This is a genomic window from Ensifer sp. ENS11, from assembly GCF_014851895.1.
Lineage (GTDB): Bacteria > Pseudomonadota > Alphaproteobacteria > Rhizobiales > Rhizobiaceae > Ensifer > Ensifer canadensis.
On record NZ_JACVAN010000001.1, the window covers coordinates 509,010 to 527,137 of the forward strand.

The 18,128-nt window shown below is 62.4% G+C and carries 9 protein-coding genes; 4 read left to right on the plus strand and 5 right to left on the minus strand.

Translation table 11 applies throughout. From position 1 onward, the window contains the following. Positions 1 to 51: 51 nt before the first annotated feature. From secD to IB264_RS02520, 4 genes are all read left to right on the plus strand, one after another. Positions 52 to 2,592: a protein translocase subunit SecD gene (gene secD / locus IB264_RS02505; RefSeq protein WP_025425859.1), complete on the plus strand. Its 2,541-nt coding sequence runs from the start codon at positions 52 to 54 to the stop codon at positions 2,590 to 2,592. A gap of 510 nt (positions 2,593 to 3,102) precedes the next feature. Then, positions 3,103 to 3,315 carry a hypothetical protein gene (locus tag IB264_RS02510; protein ID WP_025425860.1) on the plus strand — a complete coding sequence of 71 codons (213 nt, stop codon included), beginning with the start codon at positions 3,103 to 3,105 and terminating at the stop codon, positions 3,313 to 3,315. A 171-nt stretch (positions 3,316 to 3,486) separates the two neighbouring features. Continuing rightward, entirely contained in the window at positions 3,487 to 3,942 is a 456-nt protein-coding gene (locus IB264_RS02515; protein WP_025425861.1) for an Rrf2 family transcriptional regulator, read from the plus strand. A gap of 145 nt (positions 3,943 to 4,087) precedes the next feature. Further along, entirely contained in the window at positions 4,088 to 5,098 is a 1,011-nt protein-coding gene (locus IB264_RS02520) for an SIS domain-containing protein (protein ID WP_038575867.1), read from the plus strand. 31 nt (positions 5,099 to 5,129) lie between these two features. Here IB264_RS02520 and IB264_RS02525 read toward each other — a convergent pair whose 3' ends face one another. Genes IB264_RS02525 through IB264_RS02545 form a run of 5 tightly spaced genes read right to left on the minus strand, consistent with a single transcriptional unit; the run spans position 5,130 to position 17,986 of the window. Continuing rightward, positions 5,130 to 6,443: a capsule biosynthesis protein gene (locus tag IB264_RS02525; RefSeq protein WP_371412228.1), complete on the minus strand. Its 1,314-nt coding sequence runs from the start codon at positions 6,441 to 6,443 to the stop codon at positions 5,130 to 5,132. A gap of 28 nt (positions 6,444 to 6,471) precedes the next feature. Further along, positions 6,472 to 8,106, minus strand: coding sequence for an LTA synthase family protein (locus IB264_RS02530; protein ID WP_038575873.1), 1,635 nt, complete (start codon positions 8,104 to 8,106; stop codon positions 6,472 to 6,474). 55 nt (positions 8,107 to 8,161) lie between these two features. After that, positions 8,162 to 8,980, minus strand: coding sequence for an SDR family oxidoreductase (locus IB264_RS02535; RefSeq protein WP_025425865.1), 819 nt, complete (start codon positions 8,978 to 8,980; stop codon positions 8,162 to 8,164). 52 nt (positions 8,981 to 9,032) lie between these two features. Then, positions 9,033 to 10,448 carry an aminotransferase class I/II-fold pyridoxal phosphate-dependent enzyme gene (locus tag IB264_RS02540; protein ID WP_057204242.1) on the minus strand — a complete coding sequence of 472 codons (1,416 nt, stop codon included), beginning with the start codon at positions 10,446 to 10,448 and terminating at the stop codon, positions 9,033 to 9,035. After that, a complete protein-coding gene (locus IB264_RS02545) occupies positions 10,445 to 17,986 on the minus strand; it encodes a type I polyketide synthase (RefSeq protein WP_192433119.1) in 7,542 nt (2,513 codons plus the stop codon). Before IB264_RS02545 ends, IB264_RS02540 begins: the two co-directional genes overlap by 4 nt. Positions 17,987 to 18,128: the final 142 nt, after the last annotated feature.

The following is an 18,128-nucleotide window of genomic DNA, read 5'->3' on the forward strand; positions in this document are numbered from 1 at the left end:
AAGTCCTGATCACGCGGCTTTCGCCCGTACAGGCTCTCTTGGAACCACAACATGCGTACATCCAAATGGGCGATTTTCGCCTATGTCGTCGTTATCATCTTCGGATGCATAGCAGCGCTGCCAAACGTTCTCTCGCCGGCACAACGCGAGCAATTCGGCGCCTGGCTGCCGGTGAAGCCCGTTACCCTCGGCCTCGACCTGAAGGGCGGCTCTCACCTCGTCCTCGAGGTCGACGCCGCCGGCCTGCGCAAGGCGCGGCTTGAAACCCTGCTCGACGATACGCGCAGGGCGCTTCGCGGCGAGCGCATTCCCGCCTCGTCGGCGCGCATCAGCGGCGATGCCGTCACCGTCAAGATCGACGATCCGGCCGACCTCGAAAAGGCGCTGCCGAAGCTCAAGGAGCTCGCAGCCCCTGTCGGCACGCTCGGTTTCGGTGGTTCGGCCTCGGATATCGAAGTCACCGAGAACGGTGGCAACATTAGCCTGGCAATGACCGAAGCCGGCCTCAACGACCGGATGACCAAGGCGGTCGAACAGAGCCTCGAGATCATTCGCCGGCGCGTCGACACGGTCGGCGTCGCCGAGCCGTTGATCCAGCGCGTCGGTTCCAACCGTATTCTCGTCCAGCTTCCGGGCCTGCAGGATCCGACCGGGCTCCGCCAACTCCTGGGCTCGACCGCCCAGATGAGCTTCCACATGCTGGATCAGACCGTCGACGTGACGCAGCCGGCGCCCCGTGGCGTCGACATCCTGCCCGGTGCCAACGACGGCAACAGATATCCGGTCGAAAGCCGCATCGCCATTTCAGGCGAGCGTCTGGCCGATTCCAAGGCCGGCTTCGACCAGCGCACCAATGAGCCGATTGTCTCGTTCACCTTCGATTCGCTCGGCGCCCGGCAGTTCGCCGAAATCACCCGTGACAATGTCGGCCGGCCCTTCGCCATCGTGCTTGACGGCAAAGTCCTGACCGCGCCCGTCATCCGCGAACCGATCATCGGCGGTAACGGTCAGATCAGCGGTAATTTCACCGCACAGGAAGCAACCGTTCTTTCGGCACTGCTGCGCTCGGGCGCACTGCCCGCACCGTTGACCGTGATCGAAGAGCGTTCCGTTGGCCCGAACCTCGGCAGCGATTCCATCCGCATGGGCATCTTCACCGGCCTTGCCGGTTTCGGCCTCGTGGTTGCCCTCATGGTCGTGCTCTACGGCGCATGGGGCATGATCGCTAACGTCGGCTTGGTACTGCACACCATTCTGACGATCGGCGTGCTCGCAATGCTCGGCTCGACCCTTACGCTTCCCGGCATCGCCGGTATCATCCTCGGCATCGGCATGGCGGTGGACGCCAACATTCTCATCAATGCCCGTATTCGAGAAGAAACCGAGGGCGGCGCCGGCGCCATGAAGGCGCTCGATATCGGCTTCAACAAAGCCTATGCGACGATCATCGACTCCAACGTCACCACGCTTTCGGGCACCGTGCTGCTGTTTGCGTTCGGCTCCGGACCGGTCAAGGGCTTTGCGGTGACCATGATGCTCGGCATCGTCATCTCGATGTTCACGTCGGTGACCGTCGTGCGCCTGATGATGCGTGAAGTCGTCATCCGCCGGAAGATGAAGAAGCTCGAGATCCCCTCGCTCTTCGGACGTGTTCCGCATCTGCCGTCCTTCTCCTTCATGAAGGGCCGTTTCGTTGCCATCGGCATGTCCGCCTTCCTGTCGATCAGCTCGGTCGTGTTGTTCTTCACGCCCGGCCTCAACTACGGCATCGACTTCGTCGGCGGTATCCAGGTGGAAGCGACATCCAAGCAGAAGCTCGATCTGCCGGCGCTGCGCCATGGTCTGGAGTCGCTCAACATCGGTGAAATCGCCCTTCAGGAATTCGGCCAGGACAAGTCGGTCCTGATCCGCGTTCAGCGCCAGCCCGGCGGTGAGCAGGAGCAGACGGTTGCCCTGAACAAGATCAAGGATGCAGCCGTTCAGACCATTCCCGACGTGACCTTCGAGCGGACGGAAGTCGTCGGCCCGACGATCAGCACGGAACTCGCGCGTTCGGGCTTCCTTGCCGTCGGTCTCGCGATGGTGGCGATCCTGTTCTACATCTGGTTCCGCTTCGAATGGCACTTCGCCGTCGGCGCGATCGCGGTCCTGCTGCTCGACATCACCAAGACGATCGGCTTCTTCGCGCTCACCGGCATCGACTTCAACCTGACGGCCATCGCCGCACTGCTGACGATGATCGGTTACTCCGTCAACGACAAGGTCGTGGTCTACGACCGCATGCGCGAGAACCTGCGCAAGTACAAGTCGATGCCGTTCTCCGACCTCATCGACATGAGCATCAACCAGGTGATCGCGCGATGCATCTTCACCTCGATGGCCACGGCGCTGTCACTGGTGCCGATGGCAATCTGGGGCGGCGATGCCGTCAAGAGCTTCGCCTGGCCGATGATCTTCGGTGTTATCGTCGCGACGACGTCGTCGATCTACATCGGCGGCCCGATCCTGCTCTTCCTCAATCGTTGGTGGAAGGATCGCGAAGCGACCCGCACCGGCACCGGAACCACGCAGCCGGGCGCACCGGCCGCCTGATATCAGGGCTGAGGTTATAAAATGTGAAGGGGCGGTCCTATGGGCCGCCCCTTTTTTGTCAGAAAGTGCTGTCTTTATCGCCCCCGTACCTTGCAGGTTGATTCGTCGCTTCCTAGATAGCGAGGGTCTCCGGTTTCGGATCGGGAGAACGGATATTGCATCCGGGACCCCTAAAATTTGATGGGTTGAGAAATATTTTTCGCGTCATCATGTTTTTAATTGACGGAATTGGTAGATTATTCTAGTTTGCAGCTCTGTGACGCGGGCGAGTCCGCCTCACAGTTGTTCATGAACCGCTCCGGCATTGCGATGCCGGACCAAGCCAAAGGAGTGTGACATGTCCGAAACCGTCTCGACCGCCGCCTTCTTCGGCACGCGTTCCCATTGTCGTGCAACAGTGAAGAAACGTCTCATTCGCCTCTGCCGAATGTGATCCTCGAACTCTCGAAATTCATCCTTTGCCGAAATTGAAATGTCCGCGCCTCCGGGTGTGGAAGGAGCGTTATTTGCATGAGCAAGCAGGTTATCGAATATGGCGGCGAAGCCGTCGGGGTCGTCGTCCCGGACGACGGCCGGTTCAAGTTCCTGGCAGTCAAGTACCATGTCTGGGATCTGGACGCTCAGCGGTTCCGGTCGGCTGACGAAGCACGCGCGGCAATTCGCCATCTGCTCGCGCGTCAGGCAGTGCCTGCCGAACGCCATGGCGATGCGGCCGCAGCATAATGTCTGGGGCGGCCGCCCCCTTATTCCGAGTATAATCCCAGACCAAGCTTTGCATTGATTCTGTGCCACAATTGTGTGTTTGCCGCACGATTCTTGTGCTATGCCAAAACAAGATTGCGTTTGCGCGGATGATTCCCGTTCTCAAGGGAACCGTAGGGAAAGCTTGCCGGAATGCTGACGAAGAAGGGAAAGTACGGATTGAAGGCTCTTGTCGACCTCGCTCGACTGGAGCCGGGAGAGACGGCTTTCATTACCGAAATCGCCCAGCGCAACAATATCCCGAAAAAATTCCTGGATACGATCCTGCTCGAACTGCGCAACGCCGGCATGCTGCGTTCGAAGAAGGGGCCAGGCGGCGGCTATTCGCTGTCGCGCCCGGCGGCGGAAATCCGCATCGGCCATGTCATCCGGACGCTTGACGGTCCGCTTGCGCCGATCCGCTGCGCCAGCCGCACGGCTTACGAGGTCTGCGAGGACTGCAATGATCCCGAGACCTGTCAGGTCCGTGTGTCGATGACGACCGTGCGCGACGCGGTTGCCGCGATCCTGGACTCCATGACGCTCGAAGAGTTTGCGGCCGACAAGTCGATGCCGCTCGAAGCGCCGGAAGAACAGCGCGTCGGCTGACGAAACCGTCGTCTTTGTGGGATTTCCTGCCGAAACTCGATGGCTTTGGCTTGGTTTGCCAAGAAAAAGCGCCTATCTGCCTGCAATGGGTCTGAGAAACGCCGCTTCTAACCGGCGCAAACGTCTTCGCGGGAATGGAAACATCATGGGTTTGAGACACGCATCAGCGGATGAGCGACGCGGTTCTGCCGCATTGGAGTCGGTCGGCAGGACGCTGACGACGGCGATGGCAGGCATCAAGGCGCTGGCCGATCATCTCGGTGCCGATACGGCGTTTGCGCAAAGCATGGTCGAAGCGATCGAACTCATTGGCGAAAGCCAGGGGCGCGTTGTCGTTTCCGGCGTCGGCAAGAGTGGCCATATCGGCCGCAAGATGGCGGCGACCATGGCATCAACAGGCACGTCCGCCTATTTTGTCCATCCGACCGAGGCGAGCCACGGCGATCTCGGCATGGTCACGTCGCAGGACGTGCTGATCCTGTTGTCCTGGTCGGGCGAAACGGCGGAACTCGCCAACATGCTCACCTATGCCAAGCGCTTCAAGGTGCCGGTCGTTTCGATTTCGTCCAACCGCGACAGCGTTCTCGCTCGCAACTCCGAAGTGCCGATCGTGCTGCCGAAGGTTCAGGAAGCCTGTCCGCATGGGCTGGCGCCGACGACGTCGGCGATGCTGCAGCTTGCGGTCGGCGACGCGCTTGCCATCGCCCTGCTCGAGCGCCGCGGTTTCTCCGCCGAAGATTTCAAGACCTTCCATCCCGGCGGCAAGCTCGGCGCTCAACTGCGTCTCGTGCGCGAACTGGCGCATGCCGGGGAACAGGTGCCGCTCTTGAGCGTCGGTCGCCCGATGAGCGAAGCCGTCATCGAGATGTCTTCCAAGGGCTTTGGTGTCGTCGGCATCGTCGACGAGGATGGCAAGCTGACCGGCGTCATCACCGACGGCGACCTCCGTCGCCACATGTCGGGCGATCTGCTTGCGCAGACCGTCGAGGCGGTCATGTCGCGTAACCCCCGTGTCATCAGGGGAGATGTTCTGGCAAGCGGTGCAATGGAGTTCATGCAGGATCACAAGGTGACCGTGCTGTTTCTCGTCGACGACGACGGGCTTCCCGTCGGCATCCTGCACATTCACGATCTGCTTCGCGCCGGCGTTGCCTGAGTTAAGCCGTCTTGGAATTTTTACGGCCAGCCTATGCCGATCGCGAGGCTGGCCGTTGTCTTTTCTGCGGCTTCCGGCGCGGTGGCGGATCGATGAACGCGCCGGGCTGGTTGACCGTGTTCTCGTGCAGGCGCTCGGCGATTGCCCGGGCGCCTGCGTCGGTTCCTGTTCTTGAATAGAGATTGCCCCGCACCTGGATCGAAGCCGCAAGCAGCCGGAACATGGCGCTGCTCACCTCGGCGTCGGGTGCTGTCGGCCTTTGCCAGAAATCCTCCAGCGGCTGCTGGTCCGTCAAACCGGCAATGTCGAACACAGCCGTGCCCAGCACCCTGACCGGGCGTCCCTGCTTTAGCGCGTGCAGACCGGCGGTCGAGTTGACCGTGACCATGCCGGCGCTGGCCTCTGCCAGCACATCGAGATTGCCGCCATCGAGATAGAACACGCGACCGGTCAGCCCGAGTTCCGCTGCCTTGTCGTCGATGAATTTGCGCCAGGCGATCAGATCGTTGTCGAGCGGATGAACCTTGAAGACCAGTCTGGTTTCCCTAGCCGCATCGGCTGCAAACGAGTGCATGACCTCGTCGATCGCGTCCTTCTGGCTGTGGAACGGCGAGTGGGCGCGCAGCTGGAAATCGGTTTCGAGCTGCAGCGGATAGACGAAAAAGGGCACGCGTTCCGAAAGCAGGATGCGGACCGTTTCCTCGGCCTCGGCACTGCGTCTTTTGCCGGTGAAAAGGCGGCGGATCCAGCCGGCATATTCGGCAAGTGGATGAAAGATCGCGTGACGGCGATAATGCGGAAAGAGGAACCACAGGAAGACGTTGGGCAGGTTGTAGAGAAGGTCGTAGCTGGCATCGGCGAGAAAGGTCTGGCTGTAGTGCTTGCGCCAATCCGGCTCCGGCAGGGTCTTCGCGGCTTCGACGATATGGGCGGCGTCGGCGGGAAAGTGGGAGTTCGACGACATGCCGTCGCGCTCGAGTGTTAGCCAGTCGGGTCGGAGATAGCCCATCTCGACGATGGCGATCGCGACCCCGGTCCGCCGGGCGACCGCAGTGGCAGCCTGATGATAGGGGCGCTCTTCGCCAAGCAGGATCATGTCGGTGACCTGGTGCAGGCCGATGAAGCGTGCCAGATAGTCCGGCCAATCCTCCGCTCTCCCGCGGTAGTTGGATGCGCCTTTGCGACGCCAGATGATCTCGTCGCCGACATTGAGGTTTATCCGCAGGCAGGTGTGGCCGTAGCTCTCAAGCCGATCGGCGATCTTGCGGAAGATCGGCGATGACGGGCCTTGCAGGAACAGGAAGACCCGTCGGCTTGGCCGATCGGCTGACACACGGGTGTTCAACGCTGCGTTTTCCATCGTCTCGCCGCCGCTAACGCAGCGTGTCCTTCTTGAGGTTGGCGTGGTTGAGCAGCGCCTCGATCAGATCCCAGGCAGCGACATCCCGTGGTTCGACCGGTCGATGATGCGTCGATTTCGCCTTGGAAAAAGGCACGATGAGATAATCCGTGCGTGGGTCGGGGAAGGGGTCTGCGAACGATTTCAGCAGCGGCGCATGATCGCCATAAAAGACGAACCAGACAGGCCGGTCGAGCCTGTCGAGCCGATCGGTCAGCTGCTTCAGTGCTGCGTCGGATTGCTCAAGGATCGCCAGATAGATGTCCACCGGGTTGGCAAGATCGCCAACGCGACCCGGTTCCCAAGGTCCGTGGTTTGCCATCGAGGCGACGAAAACGAAACCGCTCTTGTCTTCCGGCAGGTTCTCGCAGGCATCGATGACCCTGGCGGCGAGCTTCTCGTCGGAGACGTAAGGCCCGTCGCGCGCCGGCACGTGGTCGAATCCATCGAGCATCGTCAGCTCGGCAAAGCCGAGCTGCGGCATCGCCTTGTGGCGCAGGAAGAACGTGCGGTCGTAAGGATGCATGAAATGGGTGTGCCAGCCGGCGCGTTTCATCTTTCCCGGCCAGACGACGTCGGAATAGTGGGACGCGCGCAGATAAGGGTAGCTTGCATCCACGTGGATATCGTCGGGCACGAGCCCGCTGATGACGGCAAACTCGGTGCGCAGCGTATAGCCGCCTTCGAAGACGCTGCTGAGGCGTCCCCACTGGGCGGCCTGACGCCGCAACCGGTCGAGTGTCGGCATCTTCAGCGTGTCGACACCGAAATGGCGCATGTCGATGAAGGACTCCGACTGCCAGACGACGATGAGCGGCGAACCGTCGTCACCGATCAGGTCCTGGACGGCCGCCCGAACGATTTGTGAGAGTTCGGCGACGATCTTCTCCCGCTTGACGCCGAGCCAGATGATGAAGCGGAAGATCACCGACCCGAAGGTGCCGAAGCGCACCGTATTCATTTTGACGTCGAGCACTTTGACGAGCCTCTGAACGAGGGCCGCCGTGGGTCGGTTCACCGGGCCGTAGAACAGCAGGAGCCATGGGCCTGCGGCGACTGCCACCATCACCAGGATCCAGAAGGCCTTGCCGCTGTTGGGCAGAACAGACGGTTCGAAATAGAGGTAGAGCCCGGAAACGCCGAAGACATAGAGAAATGCAACGGTCCAGAACACGATGTTCAGCGAACTGGCATAGAAGATCGTCTTGTATTTGAAGACGTCGACGACGAGGGCGATGTCGGAAAAGATCAGCGGCTCGCGGATGAACTTGAACTTGGCCCTAGAAATCCCGGTGAAGATGATGAAGAAGCTCATCGTGCCGGCGGCGGCATAAAGTGGCCGCCAGGAGCCAGCGAAAAAGCCGGCGAACACCAGCGCGATGACCGGCAGGCGGGCAATAACATCGATGATGTCCTGCTTGCGGCCAAAGGGAGACGGGTTTTTCCGGCGTTCCCGTTTCGGCAGAGCGAAGCGGTCGGTGAAGAAGATCACCGCACAGGACAAGATGAAACAACAGATCGTCAGCGTTATCGGATAGTCGTGCAATTGAAAGGGGAGCAACGCCAAGCGGAAACCTTCATGCTTTCTTGCACACCGGCGCCGCCTCATGCAGCACGGCATCCGCCTGACACTTAGATCCTATCGCCGGCGCGCACAAGCGCCGTCACCTGCCGCCCTTTGATACTCCACCGCTACTGCGGGCGATTGCGCGGTCGAACCACCAGTTGAGGAGTGGTCTGACGGTGGGGCCGAACCGACCGAGAAGAAAAAGCGTCATTCCAAAATAGACTTCGAACCGTCCGCGCTCGATGCCGTAGACGATCTTGCGGGCAACTGCTTCCGCCGGCCAGGGGCTGACCGTACCCATGACGGCGGCGGCTTCAGGGGGACGGAAGGCAAGCTCGCGCTGGAACTGCGGCGTCTGGGTGTCCGGCGGGAAGCAGATCGAGACGTCTATCCCATGCGCGCGCGCCTCGGAGCGGAGTGCCTGGGCAAAGCCGTGCAGTGCGAACTTCGAGGCGCAATAGGCCGAATAGCCATAGATGCCGAGAAGGCCGGCACCGGAGGAGATCATCATGATCTTTCCGTGCCCACGCTGCTTCATGCCGGCGTAGACGGCGCGAACCGCATGGACGGTACCGGAAAAATTCGTTTCCATCTGACGCCGGAAGGCGGCGCTGCCGAGTTCGTCGAACCGGCCCGGCTCGACGACGCCGGCAGAGGTCACCAGGATGTCGCAGGGCCCGAATGCCGCTTCGCAGCGATGGATGGCGGCGATGATTTCCTCTTCCCGCGCGACATCCGCCGTCTCGATCCGGATGTCGCCGGCTGTTGCCGACTTGGAGGAGAGTTCGTCCTGGGCACGCTTCAGGATCTCGGCCGAACGGGCGATCAGCGAAAGGCGCGCGCCACGACCCGCATAGATCGATGCGATCGCCAGCCCTATGCCGCTCGAGCCGCCGGTGATGATCACATGGGTCATGCTGGTTTCCGCCTGCGGCATCCGGCCCGTGAAGGGCGCCTGCACGTCATCCTCAGCGCGCCGAGAGCGCCTTCATCATCTGATCGATATCGATGCCGCCGAGGCCGAAGTTGCGTTCGGTCAGGTCCTTCAGGCGTTCCGCCGTCAGGGCCACCGTCTTGCGGATCTGCTCTTCGGTATGGTCGCTGGTGATGAAGAAGCGCAACCGCGCCAGTCCTTCGGGAACGGCGGGGTGGATGATCGGCAGCGCATTGACGCCGGCCGCAAGCAGATCGTTGGACAGCTGAACCGCGCGCAGGGAATCCCCGACCAGCACCGGCACAACCGAAAAGCCGCTGCTGAGGCCGGTGTCCAGACCCGCTTCCTTGGCAAGCTTGAGGAAGAGCGCGCCATTGCGCCGGAGGGCGGCAGTGCGCGACGGCTCGCGCGCAAGCACGTCGAGGCTGGCGGCCGCCGAGGCGGCCAGAACCGGCGCCAGGCCGACGCTGTAGACGAAGCCGCCGGCAGAGGCCTTGAGCACGGCAACAAGCGCCTCGCTGCCGGCAATGTAGCCGCCGCAGCTGGACGTCGTCTTCGAAAGCGTTCCCATCCAGATGTCGATCTCATGCGGATCGACGCCGAAGTGCTCGGCAAGACCACGACCATGCTTGCCGACGACCCCCAAGGAATGGGCCTCGTCGACCATCAGCCAGAAGCCGTATTCGGCCTTGAGCTTCAGGAGGGCCGGCAGGTCGGCGATGTCGCCGTCCATCGAGTAGATGCCCTCGACGATGACAAGGATACGACGATAGTCGCCCGAGACCGTGCGCAGCACGTGTTCCAGGTCGCTCGCGTCATTGTGCTTGAACAGCCGGCGCGTGGCGCCGGAGAGCTTGATGCCCGCAAGCGCGCTATTGTGAATGAACTCGTCGTGGACAACCAGATCCTTCGGGCCCATCAGGCAGCTGATGGCCGCGACATTGGTGAGATAGCCACTGACGAAGCAGACCGCGGCATCGACGCCGTAGAAGCGCGCGATCTTTTCTTCGAGCTCCACATGAACAGGGCGCTCGCCAGCGACAAGCCGGCTGGCAGAAGCCGAGATCCCGAAGGCGTCGACGGTTTCCTTTGCCCTTGCCAGCACTTCCGCGTGCCGGTTGAGGCCGAGATAATCATAGGAGGCGAAGTTGATCAGCTTGCGCCCGTCGATGACGGTGGTGGCGCCGGCTGCGGTCTGATGCGCGCGGTAGAACGGATTGGCGATCCCCAGCTGTTCGCTGGCAAACTTCTGGGTCAGAACCTGCTTGTACTCCGGCAGGTCCTCGAAACGGGCCTGTTGCCGGCGGGCCGGCGGCGGCATCTCCCGCTCCGAACGCGCCATGCGGTTGCGCTCGGAGGATTGATGCGTGTTTCTCATCCGGTCCAGCAGGTTCTCCTTGAGGCTGCTGGTCATCTTGGATGAGCCGGGACCATTTCCGTTCGTGCTCATTGGCTCTGTGCTTTTTCCTTTGCCGTGCCGACATGCCGTTGCGCCAGTTCTGTGACCAACTTGTCGTCCGCACCGTCGCTCTCTTCGCCCTGGTCGCGCTTGCTGACCTTGTCATAGAGCTTGCGGGCGACGTCGCCAACCGTCGTGTTGTCTGCGACACCACTGAGCGGCATGTCGAAACCGGTATTCTGCTGGAAGCTCATGCCGAGTTCCACGGCCATCAGGCTGTCGAGGCCGATTTCCTTCAGGACCTTGCTGCGCGTGACCGTATCCTTCGAGACCCGAAGGATGGCGGCAATTTCGCCTGCGACCAGTTCGAAGAGAATATCCTCGGCTTCCTGCGCCGACTTGCCCTCGATCATCGCGACGAGGTCCATCTTGGTGCCTTCGCCGCCGGACGAATGCTGATCGGCGCTACGCAGGATGACTTCGAAGAGCGCGTTGCGCGCGACCGGCAAGTTGCGGGCGGCCGACCAATCGATCTCCGATATCATCACGACGGCGGCGTCGACTGTGCCGGGATCGCTGGCGAGATGGCTCTCGACCATGTCCAGCGCCGTCTGCGCCTTCAGTGCCGTCTTGCCGATGCGCTTGGCCAGCAGATCGTTGACGTCGGTGTTCTGCACGAGATAGCCCTTGTCGGCGATCGCGCCGAAACCGACCGCCAAACCGGCAAGACCTTCCGCGCGCCGGGCGCGGGCAAGACCTTCGAGGTAGCCGTTGGCCGCAACGTAGTTTGCCTGGCCGGGATTGCCCACCAGCGTCGTTGCCGACGAGAACAGGATGAAGTTGTCGAGCGCATCGTTGCGGGTCAGCTGATCGAGAACAGCGGCACCCTTTGCCTTCGTGTCGATAACCGGCCGGTTGCGCTCGCGATTGAGATTGCTGATCAGCGCGTCATCCAGCACCATCGCTGCATGAACGATGGAGCGTAGCGGTGCGATGGCTCGCAATTCGGTGAGCAGGAGATCCGCAGCGGTTGCATCGGTGATATCGCAGGCGTGAACCGTGGCCGAAATGCCGGCCTTGGCCCAAAGCTCGATCATCGCCGTCGTTTCCGCGTCGGCAAGGCCGCGCCGCGAGCAGAGCGCGATCGTCTTGGCGCCCTTTTCCGCAAGCCAGTTGGCGGCGGCCAGGCCGAAGCCACCGATGCCACCGACGACCAGGTGCATGCCTTCGGGGTCGACCTTGACGCCACCGTGCGGCCGGGTCGCGACCTGGTGTTTGCCGGCCACCGGCGGCAGCACGACGATCTTGCCGATGTGACCCGCGTTCTGCATCAGGCGGAACGCATTGCCGATCTCGTCGAAATCGAAAGCACGGTACGGCAGCGGCGTAAGCTTGCCGTCCTCGAACAGGGCGCCGATCTCGGTGAAGATGCGCTTGGTCAGGGCCGGCGCGTTGACCAGCAACTGGTCCGCGTCGATGCCGAAGTAGCTGACATTGCGGCGGAACGGCCTGAGGCCGATCTTGCTGTCTGCGTAGTAGTCACGCTTGCCGAGTTCGAGGAAGCGGCCGAACGGTTTGACCAGTGCCAGGCTCTGCTCCATCGCCTCGGCGAAGAGTGAGTTCAGCACGAGGTCGACGCCCTCTCCATCAGTCACGGCGCGCACGTCGTTGACGAAACCGAGCGAGCGCGAATCGAACACATGATCGGCACCGAGCATCGAAAGGAAGCGGCGCTTCTCGCGGGTGCCGGCCGTGGCGATGACTTTCGCGCCCTTGAGCTTGGCAACCTGCAGCGCTGCGAGGCCGACCCCGCCGGCCGCACCATGGATGAGGATCGCTTCACCGGCCTGGATGCGGCCGAGCTCGACCATGGCGTAGTAGGCCGTGAGGAACGCAACAGGCACGGTGGCCGCGGCAACCGGGCTGACCGATTGCGGCAGCCTGGCGACGCCGGCGCGCGAAACGACGGCATGGGTGGAGAAGGCCGCAGACGCGATCGCCATGACCGCATCGCCGACCGAAAGGTCGTCCACGCCTTGACCGACGGCAACCACGTGACCGGACAGTTCCATGCCGATCGTCGCACCGGCAAAGCCGTCCTCGAGGGCTTCTTCAGGCAGAAGACCCATCGCCCACATCACGTCGCGGAAGTTGAGGCCGGTGGCCGCAACCTTGACGACGACGTCGCCGGGGCCCGCGGACGGCACGTTGCTTTCTTCCCAAACGATGCTGCCGACCTGAGAGGCGACACGCTGGCGGATGGTGGCGGCCTCGAAGGAGGCCGTCGAGCCATGGGCGTTGTCGGTCGGACCGGGAACCGCACGGATTTCCGAAAGCGATCCGTTCGGTCCTTCCAGCAGCCATTCGCGATTGCTGCCGGAAACGGTGAGCAATGGAAGCGATGCGGCAATCTGCTCGTCAGACGTCGAGGCGTCTGCGGCCAGATCCAGAGCATGAACGTCCAGGAACTCATATTCGTTCTGCAGCACCCGGGCGAAAGCCCAAAGGCCGGCATTGGTGCCGGAGCTTGCGGCCGTCGTGCCTGAGACACGGCTGGCGACCGGCGCCCCGCCAGGCGCGACAAGAACGAGCCTCGGACGTGCGTCGCCACTTGGATCGGTATCGCCGACATGCCGCCGCAATACTTCGGCTACGGCGCTAAACGCCAGAACCTGGTTTTGCAGCGAGGCAGAATCGTCCGTCCGGCTCTTCGGCGCAGGCGACGAAAGGAAGACGGCGCGAACGGGGCGATCGCGGAAGGCCTCAAGTGCATCGCGAAGCAAGGCCGCATCCGTCGCCGCATCACCCGTCAGGTCGACGGGGATGGCGCCGGTGGACGACTGCTTTGTCTTGGGCGCGCCGATCTGCAACAGAAGGTAGGAGCCCGCCGCTGAGGCAGCAGCATTCGCACCGGTCTCGACAGCCGCCGGCGCTTCCACGCCGCGTGCTTCAAGAACGATGACATTGCCGGACGCGCATTCACGGTCGGTGACGTCAATCTCGCGAAGATCGAGGTCGGCCAGACATTTCTGCCAGTGAGGAACGGCGGCGAGGTTGCCGATCGGGAACTCGGCCGCCTGGCTGCGGGCAAACCAGCCATCCGACAGTCCAAGCGCAAAATCGTTGAAAAGGGATGGCGCGCCGACGCCAGCGACGAGACCACCCGTCCGGCGCAGCGTCGAGCGGAGTGCCGTGCGTACATCGATGTCGTCTTCGATCAGGCCGTAGAGCCGGTCGGAGGCACTGATGGCGAGATCGAACGGCGCCTGTGTCGCAAGCTCACCCTTCTTGAGAATGCGCACATGGGCATCGTTTTCGAAGGCGAGTTCAAGGCCGCGTTGGGCATTGTCACGCGGCTCGACCACACCGAGGCTCGCGCCGTGTTTGGCTGCAAGCGTCGCGATGCGGCGCGTGAACCCGGCAGACACGCTGCCAAGCTCGAGAACGCGCAGACGTGTTCCCGTCGGCTGCGCCCGTAGCGCGCTTTCGACCGCATCAAGCACGAGCGCCATACGCTGGCGGCTTACTTCAGAATGCACGGCCTGATGATCGAGCGTCGCATCGCTGATGAAGCCGGCATTGGCAACGATTTCGGCATCGCCACCGGCTGGGGCCGCCAGCAGGACGTCGAGGCGTGCGAGCGCTTCCGCATAGGCGTTGTTGATCAGCACCGCCTCGACGGCACGATCAGGACGTTCGCCATAGAGTTCGCGCAGGATTTCTGGAACGCTCGGCAGGCTGAATTCCTGGGCGACGACCCAGACTCCATCCTTGTGCTCGCAGAGGCCGGCATCCTCAAGCACGTAAAGGCAGCTCGCCAGGAAACACTGGAAGGCGAAATCACCGGGCAGGCTATCGCTGCGCACGATCGATCGGCCCTTGCCGAGCTTCAGCGCAATCTCCTGGCAGGCGCGGTAGATCGCCGCGTTGAACAGCAACGTCGTGTTGTCGACGCCGGCATCGGCCGCCGTCTTGACGCCGAGGGTTACCGGCGTGAGGACGTCGGCCTCAACTGTCGGCAGGAACGTTTCGGAAAGGACTGTTTCGTAGTGGAAAGAGAGAGCGTCCAGCGCCTTGTGCTTGCGCAGATAGGTGCGTCGGAAACGGCAATCCTCGAAATGAGCGATCGGGTCGCCCGACTTGTCGAAGAAATGGAACTTGGCCTTGATCGAATTGGCGCTGACACGTTCGATCTCGATCGTGGCGCGCGCGATCGGCTTGCCGGCATTGACGACGCGCACGGAACCGAAGCGCACCGGAATATAGGGTGCGCCGCTCTTGTCGCCGGTGAAGCGGTCAAAAAGCGCGACGAGGCCGTGGAACGTGGCGTCGACCGAGATCGGATTGAGGGCATAGGTGACGAGCGGATGTCCCGGTTTGTCCGGGCTCTTCAGCTCGACGTCGACGATCCGGTCGTTATAGGCAACCGCCTTTGCCAGCAGCTGGAAACGCGGACCGTAGTCGAGGCCGAATTGCCGTGCGGTATCATAAGCCTTGGCCGGAGCGACGGTTGCCGTCTTCTGCATGCCGGCAAAGGAAGGCAACGCGCGTTCTTCACTCGGCAACGGCTTGCGGGACCGGGCGACCGCATGAACGGCCCAGTCGTCTTCGGACAGGCGCTCGCGCGAGCGGATCTCGATATCGCCGGTTTCCGGCGACAGGATGGTCGACAGTTCCATGATGCGGCTGTCGCTGAGCTCCAGCGGCCGGACGATTTCCAGATTGGTGATCTCGACTTCGTCTGTCCCGTAAAACTGCTGTGCCGCTGCGACGGCAATCTCGATGAAGCCGCTGCCCGGCAGGATAGCCTTGCCATCGACAACGTGCTCGGCCAGATCCGGGAAGAGGGGCGCATCGATGTGGTTCTTCCAGCTGCCGCTGTTCGGGTCGCTGCGCCATCCGATCAGGCGATAGGGTTTGGCGGTGCGGCCAAAGAGATCCGTGGCGTCGGTCGTGGCCGCCGGTCGCAATTCGACCGGCTCGAACGGCAGGCTCGGCAGCGAAATCGCCGCATTGCGCTTGCCGAATACGCGCGCGGTGTCGACGATTGCGCCGTGGGCGACAGCACGCGCCATAGCGGCCGAGATCGGATCCTGACCGGTCTCTCCGACATCTCGAAGCAGCGTCGGCACGACCATGCCTGGTGCCGCCGCCTGCTTGATCGTCTCCTTGACGTAAGAGGACAGGATCGGGCGCGGAGAAATCTCGATGAAGAGCCGGCAGCCGAGCTCGATCGCCGCCTCTGCCGCCGCCTGGAAGCGAACCGGCTCACGAACATTCTTCCACCAGTAGTCGGGGTCGAGTTGCGTGCCATCAAGGGCAGCACCCGTAACCGTCGATAGGTAGGTAACGTCCGCACGACGGGGCGCGATATCGGGAATATCCGACAGGAATGCGTCCTTGGCCCGGTCGATGATCGGGTGGTGGAAGGGATAGTTGATGTCGAGGATCTGAGCAGGGATCTTCGCCTTGCGTGCCGCGTCGCGGAAGCCGGAAATCTCATGGGCCGGGCCCGAGATCGTCACCGAATTGTGGGCGTTGACGGCAGCGACGCAAAGCTCATCGAGGCCGTGCGCCTCGGCGAAGGCGCGCGCGGCGTCTTCGCCCAGCATCACGGCGGCCATCGTGCCGTGGCCCGCGAGCAGATCCTGGTGCAGCGACCGCTTTGCAACGATCGAGACGGCGTCGACCATCGACAGCGCGCCGGCTGCATAAGCAGCGGCGATCTCGCCGACCGAATGACCGAACACGGCGACTGGCTTGACGCCCATGGCGACAAGCGAATCGGAAAGAGCTGCCTGGACGGCAAAAAGCAACGGCTGGGCGATCTTCGTGTCGGACAGCTTCTTGTCGAGGTCAGGATCGGTCAGAAGCTCGATGAGCGAGATGTCCGAATGGAACTTGAAGAGCGCGCTGACAGATGTGAAACACTGGCGGAAATGCAGGTTCTCACGGAACGCTTCGACGCCCATGCCGGCCCATTGCGAACCGTTGCCCGAAAAGACGAAGGCGACCTTGGCATCTCTGGTGACGGCTTCGCCGACTTCGCCGATATCGGAGCCCGGCTTTTCCACATGGCTTGCGATCGCACGGACGATATCTTCGGGATGATCGCTGCGGGCCGCGAACCGATAGCGCATATGGGTGCGGTTGGCGCCCGACGCTGCGACCATCGAGCGGATTTCGCCCTTGGAAGCGTTGGCAAAACGCGTCTTGTAGTCCTTCAGCAGTGCTTCGAGGCTCGACGCGGTATGGGCGCTTGCAAGGAAGACGTGACCGGACGACGGCGGATTGTTGATCTTGTCTTCGGAAACGGGCTCCGGATCGCTGATGACCACGTGGGCATTGGCGCCGCCGAAGCCGAAGGAGTTGATGCCGGCAAGCCGCGCACGCTTGCCGCGCAGCAGTTCGATCGGGCTTGCCGTGACGCGCACGTTCAGGCCATCGAAATCGATATGTTCGTTCGGCGTGTCGAAGTGCAGCGACGCCGGCAGGTAGTTGTTTTCGAGCGCCAGGATCGCCTTCATCATGCCGAAAAGGCCGGAGGCAGGCTCCGTGTGGCCGATGTTCGACTTGATCGAGCCGATCGGAACCGGTGCCCGGCGATTGGCGCCGATGACCGTGCCGATGGACCAGACTTCCGCTGGGTCGCCGACCTTGGTGCCGGTGCCGTGGCCCTCGACGAAAGCCACCTGATTGGCATCGATGCCGTTGCCTTCGTAGATCGCCCGCAGCAGATTTGCCTGGGCTTCGCGCGAGGGCAGGGAGATGCCGTTCGTGCGGCCGGCCGAATTGACGCCAGTCGCAACGATCCGGGCATAGCTCCGGTCTTTTTCGCGGCGCGCCCGGTCCGAGCGGCGCAGCACGAACACGACGCCACCTTCGGCGCGCACATAGCCCGCGCCATCGTTGTCATAGGCGCGGCAGAGCCCTTCAGGCGACAGCATGCGCGCCTGCGCAAAGCCGACGAACGGCAGCGGATGGGCGAGAATATTGACGCCGCCGACGATCGCCGTGTCGATTTCGCCGGCGTTCAGTGCGCGCATCGCCTGATCGAGCGCGACGAGCGAGGACGAACAAGCCGTATCGACCGTCATGCTCGGACCGCTCAGCCCGAAGATGTGCGAAATGCGGTTGGAGACGATCGACAGGGTGTTGCCGGTCATGAAATACGGGCCGGCCGCCGCCGGGTCCTCAACCGTCAGGTTGGCGTGGTCGAGGCTCGATGCGCCGATGTAGACGCCGACATTCTCGCCGTGCAGCGACGTCGTCGAGATATTGGCGTCCTCGAGCGCGCGCCAGGCGAGCTGCAAGAGCACGCGCTGCTGCGGATCCATATACATGGCTTCGCGCTGCGACATGCCGAAGACGGCCGGGTCGAAGTCATAGAGCTGATCCAGCACGCCCGCGGCGAAGGAATAGGTCTTGCCCTGCGTGCCCATGACCGGGTGCCAGAAACGCGCAACGTCCCAGCGATCGGACGGGATGCTGGTGACTGTGCACTTGCCCTGACGAAGAAGTTTGAACAACGCCGAAGGCGATTCTGCTCCAGGGGCGAGGCATGCACGCCCAATAATTTCAACAGCCATATATGATCGAACGCTCTAAACTGACGTTAAAGTTGCATCTGCGATTGCGCTTCCAAGCGGAAAACGCAACTGCCAATCATTCCGCCCCAGGGTTATCCCCACGTATATTCGTTCCGCCTCATTAGTCAGCTTTTAACTTAAA